The organism is endosymbiont of Galathealinum brachiosum, from assembly GCA_003349885.1.
In the GTDB taxonomy this organism is placed as follows: Bacteria; Pseudomonadota; Gammaproteobacteria; order SZUA-229; family SZUA-229; genus SZUA-229.
Map to the genome: position 1 here is coordinate 124,353 of QFXC01000007.1, position 12,030 is coordinate 136,382.

Here is a 12,030-nt window from a genome sequence, read left to right on the forward strand (position 1 = left end):
AGCAGATAATACCAGACCAGCTACGACCCAAAAACAGCCTGAAGAATACAGAATACACTTATGCTCTTTGAATTGGTCGGGATGACAGGATTTGAATTAGTGATCACCACACTAAACGTCAAATCATCACGACAAATCTAAACAGGGGCATTTTCATCCCCCAACATACTATTTAAAAAGATTAACCAAATACACATCAATCAACACTCTGTTACACGCATAAGTCAATGTATAATCAGGGTTTTCCATAAGCAGAAATACTCGCCCAGGCAGATGGGTGAGACAAACTCCCTTTCTGTTTCAACATTTCACGTTGCGCCATTGCAAGCGAACTATAGACATTGCCGCCCTCTTCCATTTGTTTGTAAAAATTTACAACTAACATTTGCGTGGCCGCATCATGAATTTTCCAGTATGAAGCTAACACTGACGGTACCTTTGCATGAGCAAATGCCCTTGCTAATGTCGCATACTCCATTCCATCGATACCTATACCAGACTCACAGGCAGAAAGAATCACCAGATCTGTTTGCCCCATATCCATTTGTGATATATCGATAACATCCAGACGTTTTTTATTAGCAAGCAATAGATAGCTCTCACTCGGGTTACTTTTGTGTAAAACGCCATGCGTTGCAAAATGCACCAGCCTTGCATCGGGCAAGTGTTCTCTTATATTGTTTTTAGTTGCATCTTTGCCAGTCAGGTTTGCTCCATCAGCTACAAGCATCTGACTCACCAACTCAACTTCTTTTCTAGCGCCAGGCAGGCTACCATCTGGGTCTGCAATAAACAGTACTCCATCACTGTACGACTCTGAAAAATCACTCACTAACTGCAAGTGCAATGAAGACGGCATTACACCTAAATTAAACCGCTCAACCGCATACACTGTTTCATTCCCATCCTGACGTATAAGTGCTGCGAATGGTAAATAAGCCAACTGCTTAACAGGTGAAATAAATACATGCTTACTATTATCAAGACTGTTTTCAATTGGCCTTAAAAGCTGATTGTACAACCACGCTAAATCTTCCTTAGCTAGAGTTTCATTTTCTTTCCATGCTTGCTGCATTAATTTTCGATCTAATCCGGCCTCCTTTTTATTCTTCATGCTAATACCGCGAACCTTTAGGTGTTGCACACCCCGCTTCATATGAGAAACAGCACGTACAGTTCTTTTATACAATTCGTCAGAAGTTACATTAACTGTTTTTATAAAAGATTCCTTATTAGTAGTAACATTGATGTAAAGATTTTTCTTAGTCGGCAAATATTGAACTAATATTTCATCTTCAGCTAAAAGATTTTCCTTTAATGCATCTACAGCCCTTGGATCCATTAGTTGATACAAACCTAGATGTTCCTGCTCTATTCTTGCTAACAGCTTTTGACGTGCTCGCTGTTTTGATTTTAATTTTTTCTTAATTGCCTCTTTATCAATACCTTTATCAACACTTCCTTTTTGTGTGGAATCTCCCATATCTTGCTTATTATTTTGTCCCGCACCCTGAATATTTTCTTCCAGTGATTTCATCTGTTTTGACAGGGATTTATAACGAACAAGTAATTTCCCCTGTTCAGATTTCAAATCTATCTCATCAAGAAAAACATTCTTTAAGAAATTACTGTGTTGATTTTCATTATCTGAAATTAAACTTCCACCACGTTCATTCGACATCAAGAATGCTTCTAGTCCTTCAGACTCATATACTAGTAAACCTAGATCTGTGCCAGCATAAATACGCCCCTGCTTATCTGTTGCAACAGCATGCACAGTTCGCGCTCCATACTGTCCCAATGATTGGTCATCCGGTAACAACTGATTAAGTCGGTTAGGATAAAACCACCGTCCATTATTATATACAGCAATACCACCCGCTGATGGAAATAACCATGCAGCGCTATCATCACCTGAAAGCCTGGCCCCTTTGCCCCCTAACCAGAGCATTGGCACCTGTTTTTGCATTGTTTTATAAGAATTAATATCCGCAAAACTATTTCTTTTAGCCGAAACATCATGATAGAAAGCACCGCTGGTACTTACAATAGCATTTTTCTCGTCTACTTTAGTATATGCAGTAACAAACCAGCCTTCATCTTTAGATGTACGAATAAATTTCTGCCCATTCCATTCAAGCTCACCACCAATAAGCTTTAGGCCGTTATAATCCAGATGTCCTTCATCGGAGGCAATCACTCTTAATTTTCCATCTACCGTTTCATAAATATAAGATATTTTACTACTGCGTGAGGGAAAACGTTCTGAATCAAGAATAAAATTATACTCTACAGGTTTTTCGTCACCCTCATGCCAGTGAAATAATGAAGAACCGGAAGCAACCCAAAGGCTATTATCATTTGCTACATAAATATGACGCACACCTTCCTCTTTCCAGCCTTCTTCATCTACTGAAGGAGTTGCATCAAATATTTCCTGTACACTTGATTCCCCCTGATTAAAACGTACTATTTTATTGTAATCATTAGCAAACAGAACACCCTGTTTCGACAGTGCTAAATGCTCTGCATTGACACTGGAAAAATGTTCAGGTTCTGGCTTATTGTCATCTGCATTAACATAATAAATTTCCTTTCCGGTAGCAATGTACGTAAAGTCTAGCTCGCCATCATTAACCATATCTAACACTCTACCGAGTCGTATGTGTCTCGACTGACCTTGTCTAAATGAGTACACCCCATCCTGAGTCAGGTACCACGCATCCCCCTCCTCATTTAAAGAAACATTCACGGCACCCTGACGAATACCGTTTCTTAATTCTGTAAATGGCAAGTCCATATACTGAAAATGGCCATCATGATATATATTTATGCCAAGGTCACTTAGTACAGCTGGCTTAATTCCCTTTTCAGGTACTTCCAAAAGTGCAAGTCCGTTAATTTCTTTTGATACAATCAAGTCTTCCTTTCCTGATAAATAAACCGGTTTACTCGAAACTTTATGACTTCCATCCCAGGACAACTGAAAAACATCAAACCCTTTAAGTATAAATACCTGTTTTAATTCGCTGTGATATATCGCATGTTTAACTTTGTTCGATTCCAGTAAAATCGCTTTACCATCACTAGAGACGCCCCATAAACCATCGGCTGTACCCACTAAAAACACTTCATTAACACTGCTACCCGCAGATATAAACTGAATACTTTTATGCCCTAATGATTCATCAAAAACACTGAAGGCATTGATGTCGCCCCGTACGAGACCTGCTGTAGTACCTGCTAAAATATCTTTACCTCTTGCAACAAGGTGCTCTATTCTAGGTGATGGAAGCCCCTGACCTTTTGTTATCCAACGTTTCGTTTCTCCACTATATTTACCTGTTATAGCAATCAATCCATTTTCAGTACCCACCCACAAAACACCATCCGATGTTTCAGCAAGCGCAAGTACAGAAGATGTTTCATTCAGGCCAAGACGATTAATGTTATGTGAAAAACGTTGATCACTTTCACTGTATCCAAACCACTCCCAGAACCCTCTACGTAATACCTGTATGCCCTGACTGGTTCCTACAACGACATCTCCATTCTTACGTACCAGTATCGCTTTTTTTTCTGCTTTAATACTCTTATCAGATAATATTTCCTTATTACTATATCGATTCCAGTAGCCTGAGTTTGATAATCTGGATCGACTCAACCACTGAGCGTCTCTTAATAGTTTTGCCTTATTCTGGTTAATTGTATTTAGCGCAGTTTTATATTTATCCTTACCACTCTTAAGCCACATATCATGCAGCCATGCTTTATGTTTTGACCAGCGAGCAAAGTCATCCTGAGGTAACCCTCTGGGTTTAACCGTAATAATTAACTGATGCCAGAGCTCGGCATAACGAGCAGCTGTAAGCATATCCTCTTTGGTTGGATCTGCCTGACCATTACTCCATAAATGAATAACTTCATCGAGTGTTTCATCTAAAATTTCTCTGGCATTATGGTAATTATCCTGATGATCTCTAACATGTTTAACCAGATATTCTACATATGTATTTTGTAATACTGACAGGTTATCAGCACGTATACTTAAAGCTTGCTGATATTCACCTTCAAGCGCTTCGAGGTGTTCATCATTGGCAGATATTACTGGCATTTTTCCAGTACGTGAATATCGTTTAAACAAAGTCGACAAGCCTAATAAATCCTGAAAACTCTGAGTCACTTTCAGGGCCATTTTATGCCCTGAATCAGAACTTATTTTATTAATTTCACCCTGTTGATCATACGTTACCTTAATTTCACCAAGATCCTTAATGGCAATTCGAATAGGTTTATTCAATTTATTATATTTAAACGTAAGCGTCTCACCATTAACACCAGTCATAACCGTAATCTGATTTGCGTCATTATAATTAAGGTGAACTGTTTTTCCTGACGATGCTTTTAGCGCAATCAAGCTGCCTGTGTCAGAAGAATATAGCGCTTCTATAAAAGTTGCCCCCTGACCAAGGTATTCAATTTTTCCGAGTTTTTGACTGTCCCTTCTAACCAATACCTGACCATCAGGTTGAATAATGCTTAATTCAGCTTTAGATTTATCAAAATGATAAATGATTTCCTGCGCACTATCAGATAGTGCTTTTTTACGAGCATCATGAAACCAGTCAATATAGCGATGCCCCTCACCTACACTGGTATTATTTATATATTCTTTAAACCTTGAAACAGAATCACCTAGCTGCCCCCTTGCTCTTTTTTCATAACTGGTGGGTACAGGTAATCCTTTTAATTTCATTTTTTCTATGTACATTAATGCCACAACTGGACTCCCACCCCATAAAACATGCTTATGAAGAAAGCTATTATGAACACTTTCATCATATGGAGACCTTTCAACCATTCTATAACCATATCCAAATGTATGATCTCTGGGTAATTCACTCCCGTACTTCACAAGATCGTGAAAGAGTGAACGATTGTCTTTATCTAAACGTGACCACTGATACAATGCCTGTGCTGCTCCCGCCTCATCTTTTGTTGCCAGTTTTAAGTCAGATAAATAAGAGTAATAGGTAGTCAGATCACCGAAGAGATCTCGATAAGTCTCCAGATCTTTAAAGGCCTGTGATAGCACGTCTCCGGATAGATACCTGTATTTAATGACTCTACTAATTATCAGTGTTTTGAGGCGATGTCGCTGCATTAAATCAGACTGGCTAACCTGCAATTCTTTAGTGCGTTGATCAAAATCTTTAATCTCAGCAAAGCAGCTATCCCAGTCTTTTTTATCAATATAGTAATCCAGCGTTTTATAGTACGGCCAGACAACACCTGGATTTACAACTTTAGCCTTAGCCCAGTTATCTAATTTCGCTTTATCAGACGATAATAAATTTTCAGCTTTCCAACTCCACAATGCCTCAGACCAGGGATATTGCTGAAGCAATTTAGACCATTCCTCATCAACTGTATTTGTTTTATTGCCCTGTTTAAGGTATTCACCGTAAAGATCAACTGTGGTTGAGTCGCCAGGTAAACGGATAACCTCTTTTCTCATTATTTTCAACGCAGCAGATTTATTATCCGCTTGCCAGAGTAATGAGGCTTTTTTTCTCAATAATTTCGATGACTCAGGCGTATGCGTTAAAGCCTCTTTTAAGAGAACATCTAACTTATCTAACTCTTTTCTCTGTTCCAGCATATTCAGAGCCAATAGATAGAAATCAGCATCTTTATTAATAATAATTTCCTTTGCTTTATTCCACTGCAACAAAGCTTCTGTTACTTGCCCTGTATCTCGAAGTAACTTAATTAATAAAACCTGATTTTCTTTTTTATCTGGGTTTAAAGAAATCGAAGATTGAATATATTCCAATGCCTGATGGTTTCTATCTGTATTGCGTTCAATTTTTCCTATTAATTTTTTCCACTTATATGAATCGGGCCATTGCTTAAGGGCCTTTTCAACAACTTTTCTGGCTGCGCCTTTATCTCCAGTCTCTTTAAGCGCATCTGCAAAATATCGTTTACCGATACTCTCATAAGTCTCATTAGATGATTGTGATTTTAAAACTTGAGCCAACTGCATTGCATAGCGCTCAGCCTGCTCATACTTATCAAGTTTTATTAACTGCTCCAGAGCATTGTCATAATTTGCATAAAAGGGATAAAAGATAAATGCTTTAAAATGTGCATCAAGAGATAAATCAAAACGTTCATTACCATTCAACAAATAACCTAAAGCAGTCCAGGCTCGAACATCATTCGGACGCTCCACCAGCCATTTTTTAACGGCTAACTGTTTATCTGTAGAGGACAAACGATGTTGAGTAAATGGCGTTGAAACATAATCACTCCATAATGTTTTTTGCATTTCTGCAGATTTTAATAATGAACTGACAATTGAGGAAACTTCAGGTTGATTGAGTTCAGTTGCTGATTCAGACATCCAGGCAGTTTGAAAAAAATCGGGATGCAAACGTGTAGCAATAGATAAAAATCGATATTTATCAGTAACCCTGTCAAGTGCATCGGCTGAATAAGCCAGGCTAATTAAACCAAATAAATCACCTGTTTTGTAATCCATATCTGGTGTAAAACGTTTTAACACTGCTTCATTACCAGAGCTTTCTTTTATTATTTCTACAACCGGCGTTATACCCAATGCAAGCTTTAGTTCTTCATCTGACTGATTATAAGCCTCTTCAGTATTCTCTAAAAAGCTATGTACACCTGTCCATGCTCTTGAAGCATATGGATGTGGATTATCAGATAAAAGGTCTTCCTCTATGCGTGCCAATGCTTCATCTCGTTGACCAGAAAGATAAAGCGCACTCCAGTAAGCTATACGCTGATCTTCAAACAGCCTTGAGTCATTAGTTCTTTTATCTGGTACAGGCAATACAGAAACAAGTTTTTTAACCAATGGTTGCCAACCGTGCTGAAACGCCAGCTGCCAGGCAAGATAGCCCTTATTATCTTTTATTAAAGGATCAGCTTCTTCATCCAGTAATAATTCCAGTAATTCTTCATCACCTGTTTTAGCAGCCAGATGGAGTGCACTACGACCAGACTTATTAGTAGCATTAACACTCGCACCATTATCTAGTAACAGTTTTGCAACTCCAATATTGGCTAATCTGGACGCCATATGTAATGGCGTATTCCCATCTTTATCAACACCATTAATCAACGCTTTAGAGCGTACAAGTTGTTTAACTGCTTTATTTTTTATATGCTGTAATGAAAAATGAATTAATGAATGATTCGCTTTATCAGCAAACAACTCTTTTTTGTAATCCATCAGCGATGACAATGCTTCTATATCATCAGATAAAATAACGCGTTGAGCTAAGGTGAACCCCTCAATATCTTTAACTTTTAAGTCTGCTCCATGTTTAATTAGCAAATGAACAAACTCCATTCTGTCTTTATTAAGACTTAAGGTAACGGGCGTTTCAGAATACTCATCTTTGATATTTACATTTGCTCCCGCCTCAAGAAGCATTTTAAATACCTCTTTATCATCTGATATTACAGCGTAGTGTAAAGCAGTATATTTATTATTTCCTGAAGCATCAGGAGCCACTCCTTTATCTATCAATAATTCAGTTAGTTTAGCGTTGCCATTTTTTGATGCCAAATGCAGCAGACTATCACCATCTTCATTAACCCCGTTAACATCTGATCCTTTTTCTATTAATAACACAATGAAGTCATCAGCCATTTCCATTTCTAGAGCCAGCAAAACAAGCGGGCTTTCGGAATCTTTCAATAGATTAACGTTCGCACCATGATCAATTAATAAACGAGATATATCTTCACTCCCTTGATCTATGGCCACATATAGGAGGCTTTGGCCACCGTTTGTAATAAAGTTTGGATTCGCGCCTTTACCTAATAAAGCTTTGACTTTCTTAACTTCGTCATTTTCAACCGCTCTTAATAAATCAAAATCATGTAATTGAGAGTATTCTGCTTCACTAAAATAAGACTTAACTTTATTGAAAAGTTCTTCATCATCTAGTTCCATTAGCAGACCCAAGGGCGAAGTCCCCTCTGCTGTAAGCTTAAGCAAGCTTGCGTTTGAATTTAGCAGAGTTAATATCACATCATCATACCCAGCCTCATAATCATAGAACAAAGCATATAAAGCCGTTTCACCCTGCTCCGTAGCAATATCAATATCAACAACAACTTTAAGAAGGTTATCTATTATTGATTTATTATTACCATATACTGCATAATGAAAATAAGGGACACCTGTTCCATCAATGCCTTTTGAAAAAACATTAATATCTGCACCGGCATTTAGAATTAATTCAAACAACTCATGGTTTCCACTAGCTGAAGCCATAACTAACACAGGTGGGTAATCTGATTTTGTATTATTAATTATTTCATTGCCAAATTTATCTAGAAACACTTTAACAATTTCATAATTACCGTTATCTATCGCTAATAAAAATGGTGACATACCATCTTCATTTAACGGCATATCTTTATATTCTTTCAGGCTATTAATCATGGCAATTGCAGCCTGATTATTTTCTACTCTTATTACAAAGTGTAGTGGTGTGTTTAAATCGCTACTCTGTAGAAGAGGGTTAGCGCCGAAACCCAACAAATTAGAAATTATTTCTTCTGATTTAACATCTACGGCTAACATTAATGGGCTCAAGCCCTCAATTTCACCTTTACCTATTAGATTTGGATTAGCGCCTTTCTTTAATAGATCTTTAACGATTTCAGAATTTTCATTATAAACTGCCATATGAAGTGGCGTTATACCATCAACATTAAATACGTCAGGCTTACTACCCGATTCTAATAATGCTTTAACCTGCTTAATATCGCCATTAATCACAGCATCTACTAGAACCAGATTTTTCTCTGCTGAATTGACAAAAGAACTTACTGAAATAAGAATTAAAAAAATATTAAATTTAATTAAATAAAAAATCTTCAAACGCATACAAATCTCACAATATTTATTCATCAACAATACACTTATTTATTAATATTTTTATATTAATAAAATATTAGATATCAACACATTTTAAAAAATTAAAACTTTATAATCGTACACTCTCTACATCACCACCCATTAGTAGAGAGCTTATTGTTGTTAGAACTAAAAGAACAGCACGCAGAAATGTTGCCGCATAAAAAACTTATAATTAAGCATTACCGTACACCCTATACACCTACTTCATCTTCTAAGATGTTAATATTAATCTTATAGCATTTAAACTAGCCTGAATAATAAGAAACTACTAATAAGGACACAGTATGTCCTTATTCTATGGAACATTAGAATCTTAGATAACGACAAAAAGATAATAGACGGTTTTGTTCATTGATGTCTGTGTGATAACACACATCAACTCTCTTGCTAATAACTGAATTGAGCGGAAAGACTTAAAGCAGCCCAAACTGAGCCTTAAGAAGCTTAAACCCCAACCATGAAGTTCAAGCATTTGATTTTATTGGTCGGGACGACAGGATTTGAACCTGTGACCACCACACCCCCAGTGGGTTTCCCTTAGTAAAATCAATACTTCACGCTGAACAGCCATAAACCACAATACACCTCTAATAAGACCACACAATAACGCCTATATCATTTCACATGCATTTTGTTGTACACTTAGATATCATACTTGTACAATACATTTGGACTTACAGTGGACTTACGAGATTCATATGAAAATGAAACTGACTATTACATCAGTAAAGACTCTAACACCCTCTACTAAACCATATGAAGTCCTGGACACTGAAATTAAGGGCTTTCTATTACGAGTCCAACCATCAGGCTCAATGACCTATTACCTATCCTATAGAAATAAGGCAAACAAACGCTCTAGATATAAAATCGGTACAAACAGCCTATCACCAACTCAAGCTCGTGATATTGCTGAAAAATTGGCTGGAAAAATAGCTAACAATGAAGACATTCAAACCAATAGAAAGTCTGACCGAGCTAAAGGTATGCAAGAAAAACTTAAAACACTCGAAGGTTTTATAAATAATAGATACGAAGAATGGGTTACCACTCACCGCAAGTCTGGTGTAGAAACGATAAAAACTATAAAAAGACACTTTAATCAGTTTTATCAAAAACCTCTTTCTGAGATTAACCCTTGGATAATTGATAAATGGCGTTCTGATAGAAAGAAAGCAGGCATATCTGCCAGTACCATCAATCGAGATATAGCATCATTGAAATCAGCACTTTCTAAGGCAGTCGAATGGAGAATAATAGATACACACCCTCTTTCAGCATTAAAACCATTTAAAACAGATGGAAAGGTAAATGTAAGATACCTATCAGATCATGAAACAGCATCTTTAAGAAAAGCTCTAATTGACCGTGATAACAAGATAATCAATGAACGAGAGAATGCAAATCGATGGCGTGAGAAAAGAGGCTATGACCTATACCCAGACATAACAAATTACTCTTATGCTGACCATCTTACCCCAATGACACTACTCACAATCAATACAGGATTAAGACGTGGCGAGATGTTTGATCTTAAATGGACTGATATCAACTTAGATACAAAAACACTGACCATACACGGTAAAACTGCTAAATCAGGTCAAACCCGTCATATTCCCTTAAATCACGAAGTCATAAAGACTCTCACTCAGTGGAAAATCCATGCATCAGATAATGAGTTAATTTTCCCTAATAAAAAAGGTAACCGTTTTCACACTATTAAAAGATCATGGGCAAGTATTATTAAAAGCGCAGGTATAACAGGTTTTAGATGGCATGATTTACGTCACGACTTTGCATCTAAATTAGTAATGGCAGGCGTACCACTAAACACTGTTAGAGAATTATTAGGCCACACTGATTTAAAGACAACACTTAGGTATGCGCATTTAGCACCTGACCATAAGGCAGATGCAGTAGAAAGACTCTCTATGCAAAACAACCAGCAAAGGTGAAAAATGAATCATCCAACGAGAGATGACTTCAAATCCTATTCTGATAGGTTTTATACATTTATAAAATCTACTCAAACACTATTTATAAACGAGGAAAAAATTAAAATAGAATGGCTTAGTTTTCTTGATGAACCTGTATTTATTTGGATTCAGAACCAAGAAGGGTTTAAATCAGCTCTTAAAACACTTTCTCGAGCAAGCATTATCTCTACTCCCGATTTGGACAGTCATGATGCCATATACCTTTCGAATGTATGCAGCTCCGTGTTTCAAATATTATTACACGGTATAGACCATCAACTCACGCCTAAAATAACAAAAAAATCCATACAAAAAGCAGCACTCAAACCAACAATCCAACTAATTGAACTACTTAGTAATGACCTACAGATGGAAAACTTGATGGACGGTATTAAATTACGTCAGTTATTAGAACGACTCAAAGACGAACTAACTGATGAAGCACCGACATCATACCCAAAAGAAAACAAAGGCTCTTTAATAGATAAGGAGGTTATAACTCAACTATATGACCTTCTAATTTCTAACTTTAACAAAGCTTCGACAACTGCAATTATCCACTTATGCTCACTTTACGGTTTAAATATTGAAGATAGGCAAATCAAACGACACTTAAAAGACCATCGACAATATATTGATCGATTAGAAACATATAAAAGACAAACCCAAGGAAAAGTACCACTGTAAATAACACTACCTACTCACCTCATCACAAAAATGTCACGAGTTTTAAAGAAAGCTATAAATTCATGACATAGTTACACCAATCACTTTAAGTCATAGTTTGCACAGACACATTGAATAACACAGGTGCACACTATGAATCATCAAAGAGCTTTAACCGAATCACAAGCCGCAGAATATTTATCTGTAAGTCGATCACTACTACGCCAATCACGAATGAATGGTGAACGTGAAAATAGATTATCTGGGCCAGCCTGGATTAAATTAGGTAGTCGCTCAATCCGTTACTTAATAGAAGACTTAGATACATGGCTTGAATCATTTCCAAAGTCCTCACCAAACCCTCAAAACGAGACAAATACACAACAGAAAACACCAAAACCAGAGCAAGGGGGTATATAG

The 12,030-nt window shown here is 37.0% G+C and carries 4 protein-coding genes; 3 read left to right on the plus strand and 1 reads right to left on the minus strand.

Features of this window, described 5'->3' with window-relative positions; genetic code table 11:
* Positions 1–235: 235 nt before the first annotated feature.
* Positions 236–8,959, minus strand: a complete 8,724-nt coding sequence (locus DIZ80_03215) for a hypothetical protein (protein RDH84503.1) — start codon at positions 8,957–8,959, stop codon at positions 236–238.
* A gap of 707 nt (positions 8,960–9,666) precedes the next feature.
* On the opposite strand from DIZ80_03215, the gene DIZ80_03220 reads away from it, so the two are divergent.
* The 3 genes from DIZ80_03220 to DIZ80_03230 all read left to right on the plus strand — a co-directional run bounded on the left by DIZ80_03220 (position 9,667) and on the right by DIZ80_03230 (position 12,030).
* On the plus strand, positions 9,667–10,923 hold the full coding sequence (locus tag DIZ80_03220; GenBank protein RDH84504.1) for a hypothetical protein: 1,257 nt from the start codon (positions 9,667–9,669) through the stop codon (positions 10,921–10,923).
* Positions 10,924–10,926: 3 nt separating this feature from the next.
* Positions 10,927–11,631, plus strand: coding sequence for a hypothetical protein (locus tag DIZ80_03225; protein ID RDH84505.1), 705 nt, complete (start codon positions 10,927–10,929; stop codon positions 11,629–11,631).
* A 132-nt stretch (positions 11,632–11,763) separates the two neighbouring features.
* Positions 11,764–12,030 carry a DNA-binding protein gene (locus DIZ80_03230; protein ID RDH84506.1) on the plus strand — a complete coding sequence of 89 codons (267 nt, stop codon included), beginning with the start codon at positions 11,764–11,766 and terminating at the stop codon, positions 12,028–12,030.